24 protein-coding genes and 1 tRNA gene are annotated in these 21,302 nt (G+C 37.6%); 11 read left to right on the top strand and 14 right to left on the bottom strand.

The window, feature by feature from the left end; genetic code table 11:
* Window positions 1–22: 22 nt before the first annotated feature.
* Window positions 23–439 (bottom strand): Fur family transcriptional regulator, encoded by a 417-nt coding sequence (locus IL356_RS16120; protein WP_121849609.1) that lies wholly within the window; start codon window positions 437–439, stop codon window positions 23–25.
* A 738-nt stretch (window positions 440–1,177) separates the two neighbouring features.
* On the opposite strand from IL356_RS16120, the gene IL356_RS16115 reads away from it, so the two are divergent.
* Window positions 1,178–2,305 carry a fatty acid desaturase family protein gene (locus tag IL356_RS16115; protein WP_121849608.1) on the top strand — a complete coding sequence of 376 codons (1,128 nt, stop codon included), beginning with the start codon at window positions 1,178–1,180 and terminating at the stop codon, window positions 2,303–2,305.
* A 51-nt stretch (window positions 2,306–2,356) separates the two neighbouring features.
* Window positions 2,357–2,554 carry a cold-shock protein gene (locus tag IL356_RS16110; RefSeq protein WP_121849607.1) on the top strand — a complete coding sequence of 66 codons (198 nt, stop codon included), beginning with the start codon at window positions 2,357–2,359 and terminating at the stop codon, window positions 2,552–2,554.
* A 222-nt stretch (window positions 2,555–2,776) separates the two neighbouring features.
* On the opposite strand, the gene IL356_RS16105 is transcribed toward IL356_RS16110, so the two are convergent.
* From IL356_RS16105 to IL356_RS16080, 6 genes are all read right to left on the bottom strand, one after another.
* Window positions 2,777–3,640, bottom strand: a complete 864-nt coding sequence (locus IL356_RS16105) for a sigma-70 family RNA polymerase sigma factor (protein WP_121849606.1) — start codon at window positions 3,638–3,640, stop codon at window positions 2,777–2,779.
* 92 nt (window positions 3,641–3,732) lie between these two features.
* On the bottom strand, window positions 3,733–3,927 hold the full coding sequence (locus IL356_RS16100; RefSeq protein ID WP_121849605.1) for a small ribosomal subunit protein bS21: 195 nt from the start codon (window positions 3,925–3,927) through the stop codon (window positions 3,733–3,735).
* Between the two features lie 363 nt (window positions 3,928–4,290).
* On the bottom strand, window positions 4,291–5,049 hold the full coding sequence (locus IL356_RS16095; protein WP_192466566.1) for an NYN domain-containing protein: 759 nt from the start codon (window positions 5,047–5,049) through the stop codon (window positions 4,291–4,293).
* Between the two features lie 53 nt (window positions 5,050–5,102).
* Complete coding sequence (locus IL356_RS16090; protein ID WP_121849603.1) at window positions 5,103–5,420, bottom strand: hypothetical protein; 318 nt, start codon at window positions 5,418–5,420, stop codon at window positions 5,103–5,105.
* A gap of 152 nt (window positions 5,421–5,572) precedes the next feature.
* Complete coding sequence (locus IL356_RS16085; protein ID WP_121849602.1) at window positions 5,573–5,752, bottom strand: hypothetical protein; 180 nt, start codon at window positions 5,750–5,752, stop codon at window positions 5,573–5,575.
* A 1,786-nt stretch (window positions 5,753–7,538) separates the two neighbouring features.
* A complete protein-coding gene (locus tag IL356_RS16080) occupies window positions 7,539–8,525 on the bottom strand; it encodes a HEPN domain-containing protein (protein ID WP_121849600.1) in 987 nt (328 codons plus the stop codon).
* Between the two features lie 144 nt (window positions 8,526–8,669).
* Between IL356_RS16080 and IL356_RS16075 the strand changes: the two genes are divergently transcribed.
* The 3 genes from IL356_RS16075 to IL356_RS16065 all read left to right on the top strand — a co-directional run bounded on the left by IL356_RS16075 (window position 8,670) and on the right by IL356_RS16065 (window position 9,822).
* On the top strand, window positions 8,670–9,077 hold the full coding sequence (locus tag IL356_RS16075; RefSeq protein ID WP_121849599.1) for a helix-turn-helix domain-containing protein: 408 nt from the start codon (window positions 8,670–8,672) through the stop codon (window positions 9,075–9,077).
* Between the two features lie 89 nt (window positions 9,078–9,166).
* The gene (locus tag IL356_RS16070) at window positions 9,167–9,349 is read left to right on the top strand and encodes a hypothetical protein (protein WP_121849598.1); all 183 of its coding nucleotides are present in this window, start codon (window positions 9,167–9,169) and stop codon (window positions 9,347–9,349) included.
* Window positions 9,346–9,822, top strand: coding sequence for a nucleotidyl transferase AbiEii/AbiGii toxin family protein (locus IL356_RS16065; RefSeq protein ID WP_121849597.1), 477 nt, complete (start codon window positions 9,346–9,348; stop codon window positions 9,820–9,822). Before IL356_RS16070 ends, IL356_RS16065 begins: the two co-directional genes overlap by 4 nt.
* Before the next feature lie 410 nt (window positions 9,823–10,232).
* Here the strand turns inward: IL356_RS16065 and IL356_RS16060 are convergent, their stop codons facing one another.
* Together IL356_RS16060 and IL356_RS16055 are read right to left on the bottom strand one after the other, a co-directional pair.
* The gene (locus tag IL356_RS16060) at window positions 10,233–11,486 is read right to left on the bottom strand and encodes a site-specific integrase (RefSeq protein ID WP_121849596.1); all 1,254 of its coding nucleotides are present in this window, start codon (window positions 11,484–11,486) and stop codon (window positions 10,233–10,235) included.
* A 231-nt stretch (window positions 11,487–11,717) separates the two neighbouring features.
* Window positions 11,718–11,790, bottom strand: a tRNA-Lys gene (locus tag IL356_RS16055).
* Between the two features lie 120 nt (window positions 11,791–11,910).
* Here IL356_RS16055 and IL356_RS16050 point away from each other — a divergent pair.
* Window positions 11,911–12,426 (top strand): shikimate kinase, encoded by a 516-nt coding sequence (locus tag IL356_RS16050; protein WP_121849595.1) that lies wholly within the window; start codon window positions 11,911–11,913, stop codon window positions 12,424–12,426.
* Here IL356_RS16050 and IL356_RS16045 read toward each other — a convergent pair.
* Both IL356_RS16045 and IL356_RS16040 read right to left on the bottom strand, forming a co-directional pair.
* Entirely contained in the window at window positions 12,418–12,915 is a 498-nt protein-coding gene (locus IL356_RS16045) for a phosphoribosyltransferase family protein (RefSeq protein ID WP_121849594.1), read from the bottom strand. The two genes, IL356_RS16050 and IL356_RS16045, sit on opposite strands and share 9 nt — an antisense overlap.
* Before the next feature lie 56 nt (window positions 12,916–12,971).
* Window positions 12,972–13,373 carry an RNA-binding S4 domain-containing protein gene (locus IL356_RS16040; protein ID WP_121849593.1) on the bottom strand — a complete coding sequence of 134 codons (402 nt, stop codon included), beginning with the start codon at window positions 13,371–13,373 and terminating at the stop codon, window positions 12,972–12,974.
* Window positions 13,374–13,447: 74 nt separating this feature from the next.
* On the opposite strand from IL356_RS16040, the gene IL356_RS16035 reads away from it, so the two are divergent.
* Entirely contained in the window at window positions 13,448–14,305 is an 858-nt protein-coding gene (locus IL356_RS16035; protein ID WP_121849592.1) for an FKBP-type peptidyl-prolyl cis-trans isomerase, read from the top strand.
* 74 nt (window positions 14,306–14,379) lie between these two features.
* Here the strand turns inward: IL356_RS16035 and IL356_RS16030 are convergent, their stop codons facing one another.
* The 3 genes from IL356_RS16030 to IL356_RS16020 form a co-directional block, all read right to left on the bottom strand.
* Window positions 14,380–14,970, bottom strand: a complete 591-nt coding sequence (locus IL356_RS16030; protein ID WP_121849591.1) for an outer membrane beta-barrel protein — start codon at window positions 14,968–14,970, stop codon at window positions 14,380–14,382.
* Window positions 14,971–15,017: 47 nt separating this feature from the next.
* On the bottom strand, window positions 15,018–15,971 hold the full coding sequence (locus IL356_RS16025) for a transketolase family protein (protein WP_121849590.1): 954 nt from the start codon (window positions 15,969–15,971) through the stop codon (window positions 15,018–15,020).
* Window positions 15,972–16,049: 78 nt separating this feature from the next.
* A complete protein-coding gene (locus tag IL356_RS16020) occupies window positions 16,050–16,925 on the bottom strand; it encodes a transketolase (protein WP_225621530.1) in 876 nt (291 codons plus the stop codon).
* Between the two features lie 212 nt (window positions 16,926–17,137).
* Between IL356_RS16020 and tgt the strand changes: the two genes are divergently transcribed.
* Genes tgt through IL356_RS16000 form a run of 4 tightly spaced genes read left to right on the top strand, consistent with a single transcriptional unit; the run spans window position 17,138 to window position 21,274 of the window.
* The gene (tgt, locus tag IL356_RS16015; protein ID WP_121850753.1) at window positions 17,138–18,268 is read left to right on the top strand and encodes a tRNA guanosine(34) transglycosylase Tgt; all 1,131 of its coding nucleotides are present in this window, start codon (window positions 17,138–17,140) and stop codon (window positions 18,266–18,268) included.
* A complete protein-coding gene (locus IL356_RS16010; RefSeq protein ID WP_121849588.1) occupies window positions 18,268–19,350 on the top strand; it encodes an LptF/LptG family permease in 1,083 nt (360 codons plus the stop codon). The genes tgt and IL356_RS16010 overlap by 1 nt, the downstream gene beginning before the upstream one ends.
* A 27-nt stretch (window positions 19,351–19,377) precedes the next feature.
* Window positions 19,378–20,271 carry a DMT family transporter gene (locus tag IL356_RS16005; RefSeq protein WP_121849587.1) on the top strand — a complete coding sequence of 298 codons (894 nt, stop codon included), beginning with the start codon at window positions 19,378–19,380 and terminating at the stop codon, window positions 20,269–20,271.
* 49 nt (window positions 20,272–20,320) lie between these two features.
* Window positions 20,321–21,274 carry an acetyl-CoA carboxylase carboxyltransferase subunit alpha gene (locus IL356_RS16000; protein WP_121849586.1) on the top strand — a complete coding sequence of 318 codons (954 nt, stop codon included), beginning with the start codon at window positions 20,321–20,323 and terminating at the stop codon, window positions 21,272–21,274.
* Window positions 21,275–21,302: the final 28 nt, after the last annotated feature.

Here is a 21,302-nt window from a genome sequence, read left to right as displayed (position 1 = left end):
TTAAGTATGCAACGGAAGTGCATTAATTCTGGCTGCACTTATCGCAAATGCCTTTAAGAACCATATTGGCATCATTGGCAATGAAACCTTTGGGTAAGTTAAGCGGCGGTATTTTATAATCGGTCAAACAAACCGTCTCATCACATTTATTACAATGAAAATGCAGATGTAGGTGCCTTTCAAGGTCGCAATTACAACCCTCTTCACAAAGGGCGTATTTACTAATACCGGTGCCATCATCAATCTGGTGTACGATTGAATTTTCTTCGAAGGTCTTCAGGGTTCGGTACAGTGTGGTTCTTTCAGCCTTGGAAAAAGAAGCTTCAACATCAGATAATGTTGCGGCGGCCTGTCTATCGGCGAGATATTTAAATACCAACAATCGCATGGCAGTGGGCCGTACTCCTTTACTTTCAAGAAAATCTTCTATTTGGGCCATAATACCTAAAAAGTCACATTCTCATTTGGTATGATAAAGATACTACTTGAAAGGTGATGAAATGACCAGAAGTAAAGGAAGTATTATAAAACAAAAAACCTTTCCGATTTCGGAAAGGTTTTTTCTGGTGACTTGGCTGGGGCTCGAACCCTCAGCTTTCAGCTCCCTATATATCAGCATCCTGCAAAAATTCGCATCTCTTGTTGACGATTTGTGAACTTCTTTCAGTTAATCTTTCCTTCGGTATTCAAATATAATTAAAGTGGCGAAACTGATTAATTGCCCGATTAAAGTTAATATAGGCCATAATTAAAGATTGACTACTCCTCATCCCCACTTAGTGATGAACTTTTACGAAATCAAACATACAAGTTGTGACTTTCATTAAAACACGTATTAGGATTCTCAAGTAAAATTTAATCAGCGCCCTCTCGATTTGTTTAAACTTTCAAAATACTTATTTTAAGTAATCAACGTATAATTAGGGTATTATGTTTATATGTAGTACCTTTATAAGGTTAAAATTCAGATAGCCCAAGTCAATTTAGTCTTCAAGGATTTTTTATTTATTTTCAGCTCTCTTCTTTTAATCAACGTCATAGTTAAATATTTTAAGTCAAACGTTTTAAGTATGGTGACGCCTCTATGGATTTGAACATTCCAATAAATGTTCCAACACATGGATAGTACCTCAACATGCCGAGCTGATTACGCTTAATTATAAGCCCATTGTACCGCATGAGTGAACCATATCCCAATAAAATTAGTAGCAACGACAAGCCAAGTTTTTCAAAAAATTTGAATTCTGACTTTTCTAGAACTTTGAGAAGAAGAGTTAGTTCATACTTTAAAACCAATAACTTAAGTAAACATGCGAATATGAGTATGGTTGTAAAGACTATACTGATGCTTACAATATTTTTCGTTCCATTAATTTTGATTAACACAGGAATCATTACTTCTGCATTACTACTATATTCTCTTTATATATCAAGTGGAATCGGAATGGCAGGAATAGGAATGGGTATTATGCACGATGCCATTCACGGTTCTTATTCGAAAAACAAAAAAGTAAATACCTATCTTGGTTATACAATGAATCTTATAGGTGGGAATGCCGCTATTTGGAAAATCCAACACAATGTACTTCACCATACTTACACTAATATAGAAGGGGCGGATGATGATATCAACACTCCTTTTTTCCTTAGATTTTCCCCACATACCAAAAAAATCGGTCTGCACAAGTTCCAATATTTGTATGTATGGTTTTTTTATGGCCTTTCAACCATCTCCTGGATAACTACCAAAGATTTTATTAGGCTCGATCGGTATCGGAAAATGGGATTTTTTAGCAAATCAAATAGTTATAAAAATGCACTTTTAAAAATTATAGGTTGGAAATTGATATATTATTCTTACGCCTTATTTATACCATTAATTGTAGTACCATTATCCCCGTGGATTCTTGTTTTAGCCTTTTTGAGTATGCACTTTGTTACGGGACTATTGATAAGTATGGTATTTCAAGTGGCTCATATTATGCCGAGAGTAGAATTTCCATTACCAAATGAAAATGGTAAAATTTTGAGTGACTGGGCATGTCACCAGTTGGCCACAACCACTAACTTTTCCCCCAAGAGCCGAGTTTTTTCGTGGCTTATTGGAGGATTGAACTATCAAATTGAGCATCACTTACTACCAAATATCTGTCATATTCACTACAGAAAGATTTCAGGTATTGTTGAGTGCACTGCCAAAGAGTATGGGATTCCTTACAATACAAAAAAAACATTTTATTCTGCTCTCGTCGACCATATGGGGCTTTTGCATGAATTGGGTAAGGTACAACCCGTTCCCATTTGATAAAGATCTGATCATAAACGTTAAATAGTAATTAATTTTAAAATTAAAGTAATGAAAGAAGGAACAGTAAAATTTTTTAATGAAGCAAAGGGGTACGGATTTATTCAACCGAATGATTCCAATGGTGATGTATTTGTTCACCAATCAGGTTTGATAGATAACATTCAGGAAAACGATAAGGTCAAATATACACTAGAAATGGGCCAGAAGGGTATGAATGCCGTAAACGTCGAATTATTGGATGAATAGATTAGACAAGCAATAAAATATTTAAAAACCATCTTTATAGGATGGTTTTTCTTTAAGGTGACTTGCTATATGTAGTTGAGTGAACCGGTAGTAAAATCCTGCATCCATTATCTTTAGAGTTCGAATATATAGTTATTCGATTGGCGTTTATGATGAAAGCATGGAGAAAGAAAATAAATTAAATGCATTCGAATTCATTTTTGGCCATTGCATTTTCGCTAGTTAAATATAATCTCTCAAAAGGTCAATTCTTGAAGAAGCCCGAAGCCTTGATAAAGCTCGAATTTTAATCTGTCTCACCCTTTCTGGTGTGAGTTTTAACCTGTCTGCTATCTGCTCCAATCCTAATGAATCTGAAATCCCGATCCCATAAAACATTGTAATGATAAAAGTCTCACGCGTAGATAGTTTTGTAAGCATTCTTTCTAATTCAGCTCTTAATGAAAGGTTGACCATCTGTTTCTCCGGACTTTCAAATTCATCGGATGAAATGATGTTATATAAATTCCGCTCTTCCATGCCATTTATCAAAGGCTCATCCATCGAAAGATGCCAAGAAGTGTTTCTGGAGCATATTTGAATATCATTTAAGGGATAATCAAGTATTTCCTCTATTTCTTCTACTGTTGGTTCTCTCTGATTATTCTGTTCAAAGATGCTCGAAGCTACCTTAATCCTATTTATTGCATTTATTTTGTTCAGGGGTAATCTTACCAATCTGGATTTTTCGGTTAGTGCTTGCATTATTGATTGGCGAATCCACCATACTGCGTACGATATAAACTTAAAACCACGGGTCTCATCATATTTCAAAACGGCCTTGACCAAACCTAGGTTGCCTTCATTGATTAGGTCATGCAATGGGAGACCACGTGATTGATATTTTTTGGCAACCGAAACCACAAATCTTAAATTGGCACAAACCAGATTATCTAGGGCTTTTTCTTCACCGTTTCTTGCACGTATGACCAATTCAATTTCTTCCTGATCTGAAATCATGGGAATTCGACTGATATCGTTTAGATATTTGTTGAGCGAGTTAGTATCTCTATTGGTTATTCGATTTGATATGACCAGAGGTTTCATACAATAAATATTTTATTTAGAAAATACTATTATCGCACCCCACACCAATATAAGTATCGAAAGATGGAACCTATAGTAATTACTTGCTATTCTTATTCTTCTTTATTTTTATGATATTCGTTTTGATAAATGGCCTTCGCCAATTCCAATCTTTTCTTTTGCGATTTTTTGGTAAACTCTTGGTTTTGCTTCAAGTTTCTATTTTGCTTGGTACTCTTTACCTTATAACGATAGCGTTTTAACGCCCTATCTATGTTTTCTCCGGGAATAATTCTAATAATTAGCATAATCTGAAATTAGTCTTGTATAAATAAGTCCATTGCAAAACATATCTTGCATTGAAATTTTAAATGACGAGATGAAATAATCTGTGGATTATTGCACTTCGTTTAAGTATGGATTTGGCTTAAGATTCAAGCAAAAAATAACTAAAAAGCGACTCCGGGAAAGTGAATTGGAAAAATTAGAGAGCTTTCTTTTTTTATTTAAGGATTGTATTCAAACATCCGAACCGTGTTTGGTAAAGGAATGAATTTAAAATGAGACTATTCAGGTTTTAGTGACTTATTTAAGTATTTTGTGGTTAAGTCTGAAATTTTTTTATTGAAATAAAAAAGAGGGAGAAGCTAAATTTATGTTTTAGGAGTAATTTAACCGCTTATTCGATTTTTTATATAAATATGGCCGTTTTGGTTATCACCGGTTTTTCTAATTTCGATATCAAAAATATCTGTTTGCTTGATGAGGGGGTATAGTTTGGAAAAACCATAATTTCTTGGATCGAAATCCTTTCTTTTTTTTATGATATGATTGCCCAAAACCCCTAAAAACACCCAACCGCTGTCATCTGAAACTTCTTCGATACTCTCCTTGAGCAAATTAGTCAGATCTTGGTCGATTCGTCCAACTGCTTCATCTTTTGGTTTATTTTTGGTTTTTATTTCTTCCTTCATTAATGTGTCAGGTAGAATATTATCCCGCTTAAGAATTTCTATATAAACAAATTTATCACAAGCTGTTATAAATGGCTTCGGTGTCTTTTTTTCACCAATACCAATGACATACATGGCCGCTTCTCTAAGTCGTGTTGCAAGCCTGGTAAAGTCGCTATCACTAGAAACAATACAAAAACCATCAACCTTTTCGGAATATAATAAATCCATTGCATCGATGATTAATGCACTATCTGTAGAATTTTTACCCTTGGTATAACTGTATTGCTGAATTGGAGTGATAGCGTTTTCCAAAAGTACTTTTTTCCATCCCGAAACACCTTTATTGGTCCAGTCTGCATAAATTCTTTTGATTATGGGGTTCCCGTATTTTGCAATCTCATCGAGCATTTCCCTTATATTTCCATAAGGCACGTTGTCCGCGTCTATCAATACGGCTAATTTCCTTTCTTTCATTTTACTAATTGGAATTTTTATAATTTATGTTTTGTAAATATTATTAGGAGGGATTAGAGACTACCATTAAAGGACCCTCTTTTAACGAAGACGAGACTAATTTTCGCCGATATGGGTAACCGAATAAAATATTCGATGCAAGTTTCCAAAAAATCCGTTTCCTTATAGTGCCGGTAATTCTCCATTAACGAAAGAGCTTCCTCGAGAACACTTCGCTCAACAAGCATTTCATTTACATTATCTTTCTCACTCTCAAAAAATCTTTCAGCTCCTAACAATCTGAAAATTATATCGGCATCTATATCTCTAGAGTTTCTAACAAGAGTTGTTATAGAATTTTCTTTATAGATTGCCCTAACCACGTAGACCATAAACAAAGTATTTAATCAACTAGATTACCTGTTTTCGATTTGGGCTTAAGCATTCGGAAAGCAGAAAAGAAAATGCTAAAGGATTCTGTGAAGTTAGGATATTCTAGATCTCAATTGAGAATTTATTTACTTCACGAAAAAGTATAGAAGAATTACTGCACTTGCTCGATTTTAACCATCGCCTTGGCCATAATTAGCGCATTTATCATTGCAATTTCCTTAGAATAACCGTGTAGTTTAATCATTCCATTGGCTAGCCGATGTACTTTATCCAAAAGCAAACTTTCCAAATCAAATTGTTTTATAATTTCATCGCGATTTATAATATCCATAAGAAATTAAATTGGGGTGTGTAATTAAAAAATGAGAATGAAATACAAAAAGTTTTAAATGATTTAGTTCTTTTTTGAGTTCCAATGAACAAGAGAGATCCAGTCTTCATTTATGGTAAAAAGTCGGGAATAACTAATCGCTCTAGAGTTTACTTGATTACTCGATACTTGAGTACCATCTTTGCGCAAATAAAGTTTATTTGAATTAATGCGAGTTGCTATTTCAAGCGCCGTTAATGGAATACGTGCATTAATTAGTATCGTTTCCATGACATCATGCAATTTTCTGTTTTTCAGCATTTTATCTATTTAATGGGTTGTAAAATTTCTTGGAAAACGATTTTGAACTTATATCTATTGTCAATCCAAAGGATATCATTTTTTCCCGAGCACTTAAAATAAATTGAATAAATTAATGGAAAGCTAACTATTCTAGTAAGGTACGATATTAAATTTGATTTAAGTTAGTTTAATCTAATTATAACTTGGTAATTTTAATTATGATTGAAACTGACCTTCAGGTTTTTACACATGTAAAATTTTCTTATTCTAATTCTTCAAGCATGTAATCCCCATAAAATCTCATTTTTTTTTGCTTAAACCTGAAAGTTAGCTACGGTAAAGCTACAAGAATTGTTATGCTCACGAAGGCTTAGATTACTATGGTTGAAGAATCTAATAGTTCCAATTATTGTTTAACCAATCTGATATTTGTGTCGTTTTAAAGGGTCTTTTTTATTATCCCTTTTAGTAAATTCTTTTACTAGAATAGCTCATTTCGGGAGAGGGTTACAGGTCCTGTAGGTAATCCTCCATTTAAATTGCTTTCAAATAAAATATTTATAGAATGTAATTGACAACATTTATGAATGCCAATGGGCTCTGGCTATATTAATATTAAAAGACATCAATTAACCACTGGAATATGGATTTCAAAATCCCAAAATAATCTAGAAGTGTTAGCATAAAATAAAGTATAAAAAATATAGCTAATATCCACCTTCCAAACCTTGTGCTAAACAACCAAAGTCTAGGGTTGTTGTTATCTCTATTGGGGGACATCGTATTAAATTAGAAAAGAGGTGTATCCATGAAATGAAAAATTTTAAAAAATAACCAAATAGGCTATTCAATATACATTATAAAATAGAGAATAAGTACATGAGAAGTATTAAATGACTAACTAGATTATAGTTCCAATTGTCTAATATTTTTAAATTTTTAAGTCTTCTACTTAATCTTTGAAGGTTTTTATTTTCATTGGTAAAATTATTTTACGTGCAACACGTGAATTGATACCATTTTAGTTTTGAAAATTTATATATATAGCCGACTGGTAACATTAGGATATATACGTTTTCGGAATGATTTTTAGTATAAGTGATGATAAAGCAAAGTGGTATGTGTTTATAAAAAAAATTGTTCCGATTTTATAAAAAGTGTTGAACCATCCGTCAATTTTGAATTTTAATTTCTAACTATCGTAAATGGCTTTTCATTTGAATTTTACTTTGTAAAAGAAGAAGGAAAAGCAAGAGGATAGCACGCTGGCGCGTGCTAGTGATAGTCCATCTCATTGTAAACCCCTTGCAACAAGGGGTTTGGAGGCTTGTTGGAGAATATCGGCACAAAGTTTTTTAATGGAAAAAGGCTATCAGGCCTTGTTTTGTGAGGAACTTTTAATGGAAAAATGGTCTTTTAAGGTTTTAGATAGTAGAGTAGTTCATTTTTGAACACCCATCGATAGTTCCTTATCAATTTCTTTTTATTGGTGCTCAAATCAATTCTACTGACCATTTGTTTGCAGGTCCTTTAGTTCTTGCACCTTTTCTATGAACCTCAGATGTTCAATTTCTATTTCCCTTAACCGTTGCCTAATCGATGCCTCGATTAAATTTCCCTGTGAACATTTATCATTTTGCTTTTTTTGAGGCAATCCGGTTTCATCACCTTCGATACGTATTCTGCAATTTTCATAGTGCCTGTTGAATATGGCTTCCATACTCCGGATGAAAATTCTCAGTTCCCTTTGGATGGAAATTATTTGGGCCCTGTCAATCTCGAATTCGTTCCCGTATCGGGCCACGCTATAGGAATGCTCCAATATCAACAAAAGTTCGTTGTTCTCCATATCCATGGTCTTGGGGAAGGGCCGTAGTGTAGGGAAGTACCTTTGGCAGTAGTTGATGTGGCTGATGATGCTATGGGTCACCCTAGCCTTCCCCATGCACATACGCTCCAAGAAACGGAACCCCAGTTCAAAGGCCTGGTGCATGTTGAAGGTGGCGATGGCATGGTTTCCTTCCCTGATAAGGATATCCGCCGTATGGGCAAAGGTTCCCACCTTCTCCATTTCGGAAGCCCGGTAGCGGATCGCCCTTTTAAGGATATTCCCTAGGTTCATCTCTGGATAGTCCAATAGGTTGCCGCCCTCGGAACGCACAAAGACGGTATGGCCAAGGCAGCAATGCTCCAAAAAATAGAGGGAGCCACGGGAAAGGGCCATCTCCGACTGTTCCTCTGTATAGATGCGTATCCGAAGGTTTGGATGGCTCTTGCCCTGTTTGGCCAACCAAGAAAGGACTTCATGGGGAATGGGGTCGTTATCGACATCTGCAATGAAGGTGAGGATGTGGTACGTTAAATTACCTTCCCTTTGTTCCTTGGAGAGAAAGACGGCATCGATGGTGATCACGTTCAGTATGCTATCTATGAGCCTGGAGAGTTCCTCCTTTTCTGTATAGATTTCCGGTATGTTCTTATAGTATTGCATGGCATTGTCAATTAAGGGGTTATAGATTTAAATCCCATATTAAGTCCATGTTTCCGTGTAGCCCACCAAGTGCGGTTGTATTTTATCGGAAGCGATTTGTATTTTACAATCGGATTATTGTGGGAAACACCCTATATTTGGTATATGGAGACAAAGACCAGGAACAACCATATCGGAAGGAAGATCAGCAGGATTAGAGAGCTAAGGGGAATGAAACAGGAAACCTTGGCCGAACAGTTGGGCATCAGCCAACAGGCGGTATCCAACATCGAGAACAGCGAAAAGGTGGAGGATTCGAAGTTGGGAGAGATAGCCAAGGCTTTGGGAGTCACCAAAGAAGGTATTGAAAACTTTTCGGAGGAATCCATTTTCCATAACATTAACAATTTTCATGACAACAGTGTAAACAATGGCCCATTAAACAATTTCCACTGTACTTTCAATCCTTTGGATAAATTGGTAGAAGCTTATGAAGAAAACAAGAAGCTTTATGAACGTCTTCTTCAAGCTGAAAAAGACAAAGTTGCCTATTTGGAAAAGCTAATCAAATAGATTGTTTTAGGTTGCAATAATTCCAATACTTTACAGGCCCTTGTTAATTTGAAATATCTTTATATCATAGAGCGGTAATATATAGGCAAATGCAAGTTCAATTTCGTACCAAAGATGAGGCCAATATGGAACAGGAAAGGGATTTCTTGGCACTGTCCCCTACAGAGCGTGTCTACAGTTTTTTGGATTTGATGCAGAACATACATAGGTTTCCCACGAAGGCCAAAGAGAGCCATGATAATTTCATTATCCAGATAACCACTGGAAAATGAGACAATGGAAAGATGATATTGACCTTTTCTTGGAAATGACCAACAAGCACGGGGTTAGGATGCTCATGGTAGGGGGTGGGGCAGTCAATTTTCACGGCCACCAAAGACACTCTGCGGATGTTGATTTTTGGATAGACCCAAATGAGGACAATTTCAAAAGGCTGGTAAAGGTATTCAATGATATGGGCTATGAGATTGAAGATTTACCCTTAGAAGTGAAGAAAGGTCAACAAAATATTTCTATTAAATTCTCTCCTGTCGATCTTAACCTTGAACTGATTACAAATTTTTCGGTTAACAAAAGTTTCGACCAAGCCTACGAAGCTGCCGAAGAAGCGTGGTTGGAGGAGCGCCCAAATCTAAAATGGAAAGTGCTCAACATTGACGATTTGATTACCAGTAAGCTTAAATCGGGAAGGCCCAAAGATTTAGCCGATGTTCAAGAGCTAAAAAGAATTAATAATATAGATTGATAGGTAAAATCCTATCCAATTACCGCCCAAGAATTAAAGTTAAATAAAAACCGTTACTGCACTCTTAATCGATACACGCTTATAACTTGCCTAGCGAATTGATTAAGTATTCCGCAAATCTAAGGGCATCTCCATGGGTAATATACTTTTGTTCCTCTACTATGTGCTTACATAGAATTTAGCTAACAAGAGATTTTTTAAAAAATATTAATCAGACTTACCGAAGAAATTTGATAGTTGCTATGGTAATTATGTATATCTACCATTTCTAATGGGAATGTAGGTTGCACCCTATCCGGATTTTAACTGACGTTTATCTTTCCGAACACTACAAAATCCGAATAGGAACCCTGTGCAAAAGTTTAAAGGTAAGATTTGGGACTTGCAGCTCTCCACTGCGCTCCGTTCGCTTACTTTATAATTTCTTTTACTTTTTCGTTTCTGAGCTTGTTTCGAAGTTTGAGCATGTCTTCACTAATTTTCTTCTTGAGGACCCTTGCATAGATTTGGGTAGTGGCCAATTTGGTATGCCCCAACATCTTCGAAACTGTTTCGATGGGAACACCATTGGAAAGTGTAACGGTCGTTGCAAAAGTATGGCGGGCCATGTGGAAGGTCAGGTTCTTTTTAATTCCGCAAAGGTCCGCTACCTCTTTTAGATAACTGTTGAGCTTTTGATTAGATATCCTGGGGAAAAGGGTATTTAATAACTTGGTTTTGGGATGACCAAGATATTTATTGATAAGTTCTAGCGATATGTCCAATAAAGGTAGTTCGTATAGATTTCCGTTTTTATTTCTCTTTGCTGAAATCCATTTGTTTCCATCGATTCCTATTTCAATATTCCTTGCCTTAAGATTGACGATATCTCCATAGGAAATTCCAGTGTGGCAACTAAAAAGAAATAAGTCTTTCACTATATCGAGCCTTTCGCAATGGGGTTTTAACTGAATGATTTTCTGAAGTTCGTCCTGATTTAAAAACTCACGCTGCCTTTTTTCCATACTGGGTTTGAACCTTATGAAAGGGTCATTTTGAATCCATTCCAATTCAATCGCCAGCTTGATTTGTTTTCTAAAGCGTTGGATGTGCTTCATCACGGCATTATTGGCAATGCGCTTTCGATAATGCTTTCTTGGCTGATACGTGCGCAAATAGCTTTCAAATTGAAGCAGAAACGAGTAGTTCAATTCATATAACGGATAGTCGCTCTTGCCGAACTGCTCGCGGACAAATTCAAGTATGTATTTTTGATTTGTCCTGTAATGGCATAGGGTTTTTGAAGCAAGCTTTTCGCGATTGGTCGTATTGTGAAAATTAAAGACGTCACTTAAATAATAAGCCTTTTTGTTTTCTCCCAAGTAACAGGATTTGATCTTTTCCACTGAAATGAAACTTCCATTGGACTTGAGCTCACGATAAAGCTGGAATAGGTCGGTCTTGACCTCTTCCAGATATTCGTTGATCAATTTTGAGGAAGTATTGGAACCCTTTGCACGCTGTTTTTTGGAATCCCATCGGTTGATATCAATCTTCTTTTTAAGGCTTATGTTGGCCTTTTGACCGTTAAGGCTTATTCGAACGTAAAGGCCTGCCTCATTATTGGCATCCGCCCGTTGCGCGTACTGCCAAAAAAGAATGGAAAATGTGCTAGTCGATCTCATAGAATTAGGTTTTAGTTAAACTGTTTTCTACGAAAGTCAAATCAACCAGTAAGAGGCTAACCGTCAGGGCGTTGGGTCGTTAAAATATGTTGACGATTTAAAAACCCAATGTTGACGATTTGTGAACTTTTTAAACCATTTTAAAGCAAAATAAATGATGGCTTAAAAAATGCAAAATCCTGCAAATCAGACGTTTTGCAGGATTTTGATTTAGTTTGGTTTCCCAAAAAGTGACTTGGCTGGGGCTCGAACCCAGGACCCTCTCCTTAAAAGGGAGATGCTCTACCAACTGAGCTACCAAGTCATTGCTTTGTTGCTGGCTTAGTGCCTTAAAGCGGGTGCAAATATAAGGCCTATTATTAATTAATCAAGGGGAAATAATGATATTTTTGTTTTTTATTGAATTTTAAAATAAATCCAAATTATGAAAATAGTCCTCCTAGGATATATGGGTAGTGGAAAATCGACTGTAGGTAAGCAACTTGCGAAAAATACAGGCATGAAATTGGTCGATTTGGATCACGAAATTGAGAGGAAAGAAAATTTAAAAATACCTGAAATTTTTGCCGTAAAAGGAGAAATCTATTTCAGAAAAAAGGAATCCGAGGTGCTTTTAGAGCAGTTGAACGAAGAAGAAAATGCCATTATATCGCTAGGAGGGGGCACACCTTGCTACGGAAACAACATGAAAATAGCTCTTGAGGCTTCCGAAAGTGTGATTTATTTAAAAGTTTCTATACCCGGTCTGGTACAAAGACTTTCAAAAGAAAAAGAGTTAAGACCTTTAATTAAGAATATTCCTGATGAAGAACTGCCTGAATTTATAGGGAAACATCTGTTCGAAAGAAACATTTTTTACAATCAAGCAAATTTGGTGATTGAATGTGATGGTAAATCGCCTGAACAAATTTCTGAAGAAATCGAAAGTAGATTAGTCTAGATAAACCATATCGTTTTTTGCCTGGAACTTTACGTGTACGTGTTCATGTAGCGATGTTGAAAGGGATATGCCTTTGAAATCGGCCTTTACAGGATACTTTTTGTGGTTTCGATTTACCAATACGGCAGTTTTAAGTCTTTTTAGCGGGGTTTTCAAAAAGTGGTGCACCCCATAAATGAGGGTGGTGCCAGAATTGAGAACATCGTCTACCAATACGACGGCTTTGTCTTTATATTTTTCTTCCGGTAAAGAAGTTGTAACACCGCTTTTTAAAGGGTTTTCCTTGTCCATAAAAACCGTGCACAGCGTAATTTCCAAGTCGGTTATTTTCTTTAGTACGGTTTGTATTTTCTTCGCAAAATTGAGACCTCCACCATCGATTCCTGCAATAACAATTTCTTGCTCATCTACGTTGGTTTCGTAAATCTGATAAGCAATTCTCTGTATGGTATGTTGTATTTGCTGATGTGAAAGAATCTTATTGTCCATGAGAGTTATATTTCCATTCAAATATATAGAAGATACATTTAACTGGGTTAGGTAAATTATAGTTCGTCAAAACCGTTTTTTATAGTATCGTCGGTATCATCGAGGTAGTCATCAATATCTCTGCGATCTTTCTTGGTAGGTCTTCCGGTGCCTTTTTTTCTATAATAGTCTTTACTTTGTTTTAACAGCTCGCTATGGGCAAAAGCTTCCTTCGGGGTAGTATCCTTACGATAAATGTCAACCAATTTGGCACCTACCCGACTTTCAGGAATATCCAACACGGTCAGCTGATAATCAATCTGGTTCTTTCTCACAATAATCTTATCCATAGGATAGACTTCACGAGAAGGCTTCACGGCCTGGCCATTAATCTTTATCTGCCCTTTCTTGCATGCGGTCGAAGCAATATTCCTTGTTTTGAAATACCGGGTGCTCCATAGAAATTTATCAATGCGCATAACCAAAAATCTTTGTTAAGTGCTCCTGCAAAAATAGGGGAAAATTGTATCTTGCCGCCCTTAAAGACAGATAGATGATAGTGAACCGAATTATTGTTCTTTTAGGCTTTGTGGGTATTTTATGTTCATGTAACAATGATGATGATAATACGCAGTCCGTTGAACCACCGAGATTCTTAAGTGAAGTTTTGGCCGAAGATGAGGCTGAAATTCAGGAGTATCTTAAAACACATTATTATAACTATGAAGATTTCGAAAGCCCATCTGAGGACTTCGATTATAAAATTGTTTTAAAGGAAATTCCGGAAGACGACACCACTAATATTCGACCCTTGTCAGAATTCGTAGAAACATTAGAAGTTAAGGTTCCTTCCAGTTTTTTTCTTATAGAAGGAGAGGAAGAAACCGTAGTTCATAATCTCTATTATGTGATTGCCCGACAAGGTATTGGTGACGCTTTAACTGTTGCCGATTCTGCTTATGTAAGTTATCAAGGTCAATTGCTTTCGGGTGATATTTTCGATAATTCTCGAGTCAATTCTCCCTTATGGTTCGATTTGGCAAATCTTCAAGTACCATCTTCTTCTATACTTACAGGTACAGCAGCAAGAGGATTTGGAGAGGCAGCGAGTTTATTGAAAGGTGGCGGTGAACCAATCTTGAATGAAGATGGAACTTATTCTGTCGATAATTATGGTGTTGGATTCTTTATCTTTCCATCAGGTCTCGGTTATTATAATATTGCACGTTCGGTAATACCTTCTTATAGTCCTATGATTTTCACAATGGATATGATTGCTGTAAAAGAAACTGATCATGATGGTGATGGCACCCCCTCAATGGACGAGGATAGTAATGGAGATGGATATCTTTACAATGATGATACTGATGGTGATGGTCTACCAGATTATTTAGATGCTGATACCAATTAGTTAAATACGAATTAAAAACATAAAAAGCCCCGACTGAACTCAGTCGGGGCTTTTTAATATCATTTTCTCAGTACTTATATCTTCAGCGACAAACTAACAATTAGCTGGTCTGGTCTGGCATCAATTCTACTAGGCCCCACGTTGGTGATATTTGTATTGATGAAAGTGGCTTCGTTATCATTAAAACCTCTTTCGTATCTAATGTCAATACCCAATCTTCCGAATTCAAGTCCCGCTCCTAAATTGGCACCTACAGTAAAATCGTTTTCAATATCGTTGATTCCGATACCATCAAATTCGGTATCGAGAATGTATTGAAAAGCCGGTCCCGCAAAAACATGTAAAGGACCAATAATCTTAACACCTACTAACAAAGGCGCATCTAACTTGCTAATATCGAATTTATCACCTTGGTAGTCCGACTTGGTTTTGGTATAAACCAACTCGGGCCTGAAATAAAGTCGACTTATGCCGATTTTTCCATAAAGCCCCAAATGATAACCTACATTACGGTCTGGTTCCCGGGCGGCGTCACCTATAGACTCAAAATAGTCGCCATTGGCACTATAGTTAAGCCCCCCTTTGATACCAATACCTGAAGCACTTTGTGAAAATGCAGCAAAGCTAGCCATAGCCAAGACTGCGGTAAGAATTGTTTTTTTCATAGTTCTCGTTTTAATACGTTGACAGCGTATCAAAAACGATACCACTATCACTTTCTTTTCATTACCTTTAAAACGGCCTCAACAATTGCTTTATTGTTAAGCCCGTATTTCTCCATTAGCTGTTCCGGTGTACCACTTTCACCAAAAGTATCTTGTGTAGCGATGAACTCCTGGGGCGTAGGGTGCTGATTTGCAAGTACTCTGGCGATACTTTCACCAAGACCACCGAGATAGTTATGCTCTTCACAAGTGACTATGCAACCTGTTTTTTTAACTGATTTTAACACAGCTTCCTCATCCAAAGGCTTGATAGTGTGAATGTTGATTACCTCTGCAGAAACGCCTTGCTCTTCAAGTTTTTCAGCTGCAATAAGTGCTTCCCATACCAAATGACCCGTAGCTACAATCGTTACATCGGTACCTTCGTTAAGCATTAACGCTTTTCCTATTTCGAATTTCTGGTTTTCAGGTGTGAAATTGGCAACCTTTGGTCTACCGAAACGTAGGTAAACCGGTCCTTCATATTCGGCGATAGCCAAAGTAGCCGCTTTGGTCTGATTGTAATCGCACGGGTTGATGACGGTCATGCCCGGAAGCATTTTCATCAAGCCTATATCTTCAAGAATTTGGTGGGTCGCACCATCTTCACCTAAAGTAATACCTGCGTGGCTAGCACAGATTTTCACGTTTTTGTCTGAATATGCGATCGATTGCCTTATTTGATCATAAACACGACCTGTTGCAAAGTTGGCGAAGGTACTGGCAAAAGGAATTTTACCACCTATGGTCAGACCTGCCGCGATACCCATCATATTGGCTTCTGCGATACCCGTTTGAAAGAAACGGTCAGGATTTTCATCTATAAAAGGTTGAATTTTTAGGGATGCAACCAAATCGGCACATAATGCTACCACATTCGGGTTCGTTCTGCCTAATTCGGTCATGGCGGCACCATAACCACTTCTAGTATCGTTCTTACCTTGATCTATATATTTTTTCATATCGTTGCCTGATATTCCCCATCAGGGAAAAGTTTTTAATCGTTTTAAAATAGTGAGCTTACTGTCGGTAATCGTAAATTAATAATCACCTAAAGTGACAGGGTTTTGAGATAAGGCATTTTCTAATTGCTCATCATTGGGTGCCTTACCATGCCAAGCATGCGTATGCATCATAAAATCAACACCGTTACCCATCATGGTATCTAGCATGATACAAACGGGTTTTCCCTTGCCTGTTCTGCTCTTGGCTTCTTGAAGCCCTTTAATAACCGATTTCAGGTCGTTACCTTGCTCCACTTCTACCACATCCCAACCAAAAGCCTCGAATTTGGCTTTGAGGTTGCCCATCGGTAAGACTTCTTTCGTTGGTCCGTCGATTTGCTGACCATTTCTATCAACTGTCGAAATTAGATTGTCTACCTTCTTTCCGGCAGCGTACATGATTGCTTCCCAGTTCTGACCTTCTTGTAACTCTCCGTCGCCATGTAGACTGAATACGAGGTGTTTGTCACCGTTCAGTTTTTTGGCCTGTGCGGCACCGATAGCGACCGACATACCTTGGCCAAGAGACCCTGAAGCCACTCTTACACCAGGTAAACCTTCATGGGTGGTCGGATGCCCTTGTAAACGTGAGTCGATTAATCGAAAAGTACCTAGTTCTTCAATAGGAAAGTATCCCTTTCTTGCCAAAACACTATAAAAAACGGGAGAAATATGACCGTTGGAAAGAAAAAAGAGATCTTCGTCCTTACCATCCATATCAAATTCATCCTTTAGCTCCATCACCTCATTATAAAGTGCGACTAAAAATTCAGTACAGCCCAAAGACCCGCCCGGGTGGCCCGAATTAACGTTATGAACCATTCTCAGGATATCTCTTCTGGTCTGTACCACAAGGTCCTGTAATTCTTCTAATTTTGCCATTTTAAATTGTTCGTTAGTAGTAAGTTTCAAAAGTAAACGCAATCTTTTGGGTTTACAAATTGCTCTATGGATATTTTCATGACTTTTTGTGAAATAAAGGCCGGAAAAGGGTGATTACTTGAGGGGATGAGATAAGTGCAGGTAAAATCATGGTTAGTAGTAGCCGAACAGGAAGAACTTTATTTTTTCGTTAAGGCAATTATGGTAGGTAGTTGATTATCTTTGCCCGCATAATTAAAGGTTTGAAGTTTACATTACATCATAAAGACCCGCAAAGTAAGGCGAGGGCCGGAACCATGGTCACCGACCATGGTGCGATTGAAACCCCGATTTTTATGCCAGTGGGTACGGTTGCTTCCGTCAAAAGCGTGCATCAGAGAGAATTAAAAGATGATATCAACCCCGATATTATTTTAGGGAATACCTACCATCTATTCTTAAGGCCCAAAATTGATATTCTTAAGAAGGCCGGCGGGCTGCACAAGTTCATGGGTTGGGACCGGAATATCTTGACAGATTCAGGAGGTTATCAAGTTTACTCTTTGTCAGGCAATCGTAAAATTAAAGAAGAAGGGGTCAAGTTCAAATCACATATTGATGGGTCGGTACACCTTTTTACCCCTGAACGTGTAATGGAAATTCAAAGGGTCATCGGTGCCGATATCATTATGGCATTTGACGAATGCACACCTTACCCATGTGATTATAAGTATGCCGAACGATCCATGCATATGACGCATAGGTGGTTAGAGCGCTGTATTACGCATTTGAAGAAGACACCTTTTGAATATGATTATGCGCAAACCTTTTTCCCCATCGTTCAAGGTTCAACATATTTAGATCTTAGAAAGCGCTCCGCTGAGTATATTGCCGGGATAGAAGCAGAGGGTAATGCTATCGGCGGGCTGAGTGTAGGCGAACCTGCAGAAGAAATGTATGCAATGACCGATGTAGTTTGTAGCATTTTACCTGAAGATAAACCTAGGTACCTTATGGGCGTGGGTACTCCTATAAACATACTTGAAAACATTGCTCTGGGCGTAGATATGTTCGATTGCGTAATGCCAACGCGAAACGCAAGAAACGGTATGTTATTTACCGCCTACGGAACCATCAATATTAAAAATAAAAAGTGGGAAGACGATTTTTCTCCCATCGATGAAATGGGCATTACTTTTGTTGATAAAGAATACACAAAGGCTTATTTGAGGCATCTTTTTGCGGCCAACGAATATCTTGGCAAGCAAATAGCGACCATTCACAACCTAGGGTTTTATATGTGGTTGGTTCGCGAGGCAAGAAAACATATTTTAGAAGGTGATTTTCTTGATTGGAAAAATCGAATGGTCAAACAAATGGATAATAGATTGTAGTGCTAACCATTCTAGATAAATATATTCTTAAACGATACCTCGTCACCTTCGCAGTGATGATCTTGCTGTTTATTCCCATTGGAATAATGGCGCACCTTGCTGAACAAATCGGAAAGATGCAGGCCAACGAGGCACCTTTGGATGAAATAATTATCTATTTCGGAAACTTTACAATTTATATAGGCAGTCTTCTTTTTCCTATATTTCTCTTCTTATCTATTATTTTCTTCACCTCTAAACTGGCGGGCAATACTGAGATTGTCGCCATTCTTAGTTCAGGTGTTTCGTACTCACGGTTTTTGCGACCCTACATTATTGGTGCTTCTATCATTGCCATTATTATGTTCATTATGGGCATGTTCGTAGTACCGTCGGCAAGTAAAGGGTTTAACGAATTTAAGTACAAGTACTTAAAAAAAGGCAAGCAAGATCGGGTAACCAATAATATTTTTACACAGCTAAACAAAAATGATTTTATTTATGTGAGTAGTTTTGACCCGGCACGTCAAATTGGTTACAATTTTACTTTTGAGCGTTTTGATGAAAACAACGAATTGGAATTCAAGATTTCAGCAGCCAATATTCGGTGGATCGAGAAAGACAGTTTGTATCGTTTGACTACCTATAATAAGAGAAAATTATTGAAGGACACTGCTCTGGTGGAGACTAAAAGAAGATTGGATACTCTATTTACTTTTGAAATCGGTGACCTTACTCCTGTGTCTTACGTGGCCGAAACCAAAGATATTTTTGAACTTAATCGATTTATCAAAGATCAAAGGGCCAAAGGCGCCTCTAATATCAATGCCTACGTATTGGTGAAATATAAACGTTGGGCGCTTCCAATAACAGCCTTTATTCTGACCGTTATCGCGGTTGCGGTTTCTTCGGTCAAAAGAAGGGGGGGTATGGGTGTAAACCTTGCCTTCGGTATCATAGTGGCATTTATCTATGTGTTTTTTGATAAGGTGTTCGGTACCTTGGCCGAACAATCCGGTTTTTCTCCCTTATTGGCAGTATTACTACCTAATATTCTATTTGGTGTTTTGGCCATTATCTTGCTTCAGAAAGCGAAACGATAAAGATTCACTAAAACCGTTGTATGTTATATGCAGCCCAAACTAAAAAACTATTTGCACCTGCACCTCATTGTTTTTATATGGGGTTTTACAGCTGTATTGGGTAAGCTTATAAGCTTAGATGCACTGCCGCTGGTATGGTACCGAATGTTAATGGCCTCTGTATTGATCCTTGGTTTTATAGGGGCAAAAAGGTATCGTTTGAAGGTTACCAAGAAAATGCTCATTTCCCTCATATTTACAGGTATCATAATTGCTTTGCATTGGGTAACGTTTTTTGGTGCTATTAAGGCCTCTAACGTATCTGTGGCTCTGGCAACAATTTCTACAGGTGCATTTTTTGCTGCCTTGATCGAACCTTTATGGTACGATAGAAAGATAATAGGGTACGAAGTGGTTTTCGGCCTCATTGTTATTCTGGGCCTATACCTAATTTTTAATGTAGATACCAGTTATTCACAAGGTATTATATTGGCACTCGTATCGGCACTTTTAGCGACTATTTTTTCAATGATGAACGGCCAATTGATTCAAAAGGAACGTCCGTCGGTAATCTCTTTTTACGAATTGACAAGTGGGGTAATCTTACTGACCATGTACTTAGGTTTTAAGGGTAAGTTGACTTCCGAATTGTTTCAAATATCAGTTTCCGACCTATTTTATCTTTTTATATTGGCCTCAATATGCACGGCTTATGCCTTTATTGCATCGGTAAAGCTTTTGAAGCACATAAGCCCCTATACGGTAATGCTAACGGTCAATCTAGAACCGGTGTATGGCATTATTCTAGCTTTTGCCATCTTTGGTGAAAGCGAGAAGATGGACCCCATGTTCTACGTAGGGGGGTCTATTATTATCGCCACGGTGATTGCCAACGGAATTCTTAAAAACAGGAGAAGGATCGGCAAACCTGCTATCGAATAAGCTTATAATGTTATATATTTGCCCATCAAATTAAACGACTACTACTTATATGGAATATCTCGATTTTGAACTCCCGATCAAAGAACTTGAAGAGCAATTAGACAAGTGCATGGTAATTGGCGAGGAGAGCGATGTAGATGTAAGCGAGACCTGTAAGCAGATAGAAAAGAAATTAGCTGAAACCCGTAAGGATATCTACAAGAACCTTACCGCTTGGCAAAGGGTTCAGTTATCAAGACACCCGAACAGACCTTACACCCTTGATTACATCAAGGCTATCTGCGGAGATACTTTTCTTGAATTGCACGGCGACCGTAATGTAAAAGATGACAAAGCGATGATTGGCGGTCTTGGCAAGATTGGCGATCAAACCTTTATGTTCATTGGCCAGCAGAAAGGCTACAACACGAAGACCCGTCAATATAGAAATTTCGGTATGGCCAACCCTGAAGGTTATAGAAAAGCCTTAAGGTTGATGAAATCAGCCGAGAAATTTGGTATACCTGTAGTAACATTTGTTGATACACCCGGTGCATATGCAGGTATTGAGGCAGAAGAGCGGGGGCAAGGTGAGGCCATTGCAAGAAATATTCTCGAGATGACCCGTTTACAAGTACCGATTCTGGTTTTCATTATCGGAGAAGGTGCTTCCGGAGGTGCTTTGGGTATAGGCGTCGGCGATAAAGTTCTTATGTTGGAGAACACATGGTATTCCGTAATTTCCCCTGAATCGTGTTCTTCGATCTTATGGAGAAGCTGGGAGTATAAAGAGCAAGCTGCGGAAGCCTTGAAATTAACTGCTACTGATATGAAAAAGCTGAAATTGATAGATGAAATAGTAAGGGAGCCAGCAGGAGGTGCACATGCCAATCGTGATAAGACCTTTACGACCGTCAAGAACAAAATTTTATCACATTATAAACAGCTTGAAAAGTTATCCCCAAAGGAATTGGTCGATAGCAGAATGGAAAAATATGCACAAATGGGAGTTTTTAACGGATAAAATACCATTTTAGCAAGCTCAGAAAAAT

The sequence above is a fragment of the Euzebyella marina genome, from assembly GCF_014855515.1.
GTDB classification, from domain to species: Bacteria; Bacteroidota; Bacteroidia; order Flavobacteriales; family Flavobacteriaceae; genus Euzebyella; species Euzebyella marina.
Note: the sequence above shows the minus strand (reverse complement) of the source record. Positions and strands in the feature narration are given on the sequence as shown.

Coding starts and splice junctions, on each gene's coding strand:
- IL356_RS16035 (WP_121849592.1), top strand. CDS start 13,448: ATGATAGTGAACCGAATTATTGTTCTTTTAGGCTTTGTGGGTATTTTA.
- IL356_RS16100 (WP_121849605.1), bottom strand. CDS start 3,927: ATGCTAATTATTAGAATTATTCCCGGAGAAAACATAGATAGGGCGTTA.
- IL356_RS16110 (WP_121849607.1), top strand. CDS start 2,357: ATGAAAGAAGGAACAGTAAAATTTTTTAATGAAGCAAAGGGGTACGGA.
- IL356_RS16065 (WP_121849597.1), top strand. CDS start 9,346: ATGAGACAATGGAAAGATGATATTGACCTTTTCTTGGAAATGACCAAC.
- IL356_RS16085 (WP_121849602.1), bottom strand. CDS start 5,752: ATGGATATTATAAATCGCGATGAAATTATAAAACAATTTGATTTGGAA.
- IL356_RS16040 (WP_121849593.1), bottom strand. CDS start 13,373: ATGCGCATTGATAAATTTCTATGGAGCACCCGGTATTTCAAAACAAGG.
- IL356_RS16030 (WP_121849591.1), bottom strand. CDS start 14,970: ATGAAAAAAACAATTCTTACCGCAGTCTTGGCTATGGCTAGCTTTGCT.
- IL356_RS16025 (WP_121849590.1), bottom strand. CDS start 15,971: ATGAAAAAATATATAGATCAAGGTAAGAACGATACTAGAAGTGGTTAT.
- IL356_RS16105 (WP_121849606.1), bottom strand. CDS start 3,640: ATGAAACCTCTGGTCATATCAAATCGAATAACCAATAGAGATACTAAC.
- IL356_RS16005 (WP_121849587.1), top strand. CDS start 19,378: ATGCAGCCCAAACTAAAAAACTATTTGCACCTGCACCTCATTGTTTTT.
- IL356_RS16120 (WP_121849609.1), bottom strand. CDS start 439: ATGGCCCAAATAGAAGATTTTCTTGAAAGTAAAGGAGTACGGCCCACT.
- IL356_RS16060 (WP_121849596.1), bottom strand. CDS start 11,486: ATGAGATCGACTAGCACATTTTCCATTCTTTTTTGGCAGTACGCGCAA.
- IL356_RS16070 (WP_121849598.1), top strand. CDS start 9,167: ATGCAAGTTCAATTTCGTACCAAAGATGAGGCCAATATGGAACAGGAA.
- IL356_RS16000 (WP_121849586.1), top strand. CDS start 20,321: ATGGAATATCTCGATTTTGAACTCCCGATCAAAGAACTTGAAGAGCAA.
- IL356_RS16050 (WP_121849595.1), top strand. CDS start 11,911: ATGAAAATAGTCCTCCTAGGATATATGGGTAGTGGAAAATCGACTGTA.
- IL356_RS16115 (WP_121849608.1), top strand. CDS start 1,178: ATGAGTGAACCATATCCCAATAAAATTAGTAGCAACGACAAGCCAAGT.
- IL356_RS16045 (WP_121849594.1), bottom strand. CDS start 12,915: ATGGACAATAAGATTCTTTCACATCAGCAAATACAACATACCATACAG.
- IL356_RS16075 (WP_121849599.1), top strand. CDS start 8,670: ATGGAGACAAAGACCAGGAACAACCATATCGGAAGGAAGATCAGCAGG.
- IL356_RS16095 (WP_192466566.1), bottom strand. CDS start 5,049: ATGAAAGAAAGGAAATTAGCCGTATTGATAGACGCGGACAACGTGCCT.
- IL356_RS16090 (WP_121849603.1), bottom strand. CDS start 5,420: ATGGTCTACGTGGTTAGGGCAATCTATAAAGAAAATTCTATAACAACT.
- IL356_RS16080 (WP_121849600.1), bottom strand. CDS start 8,525: ATGCAATACTATAAGAACATACCGGAAATCTATACAGAAAAGGAGGAA.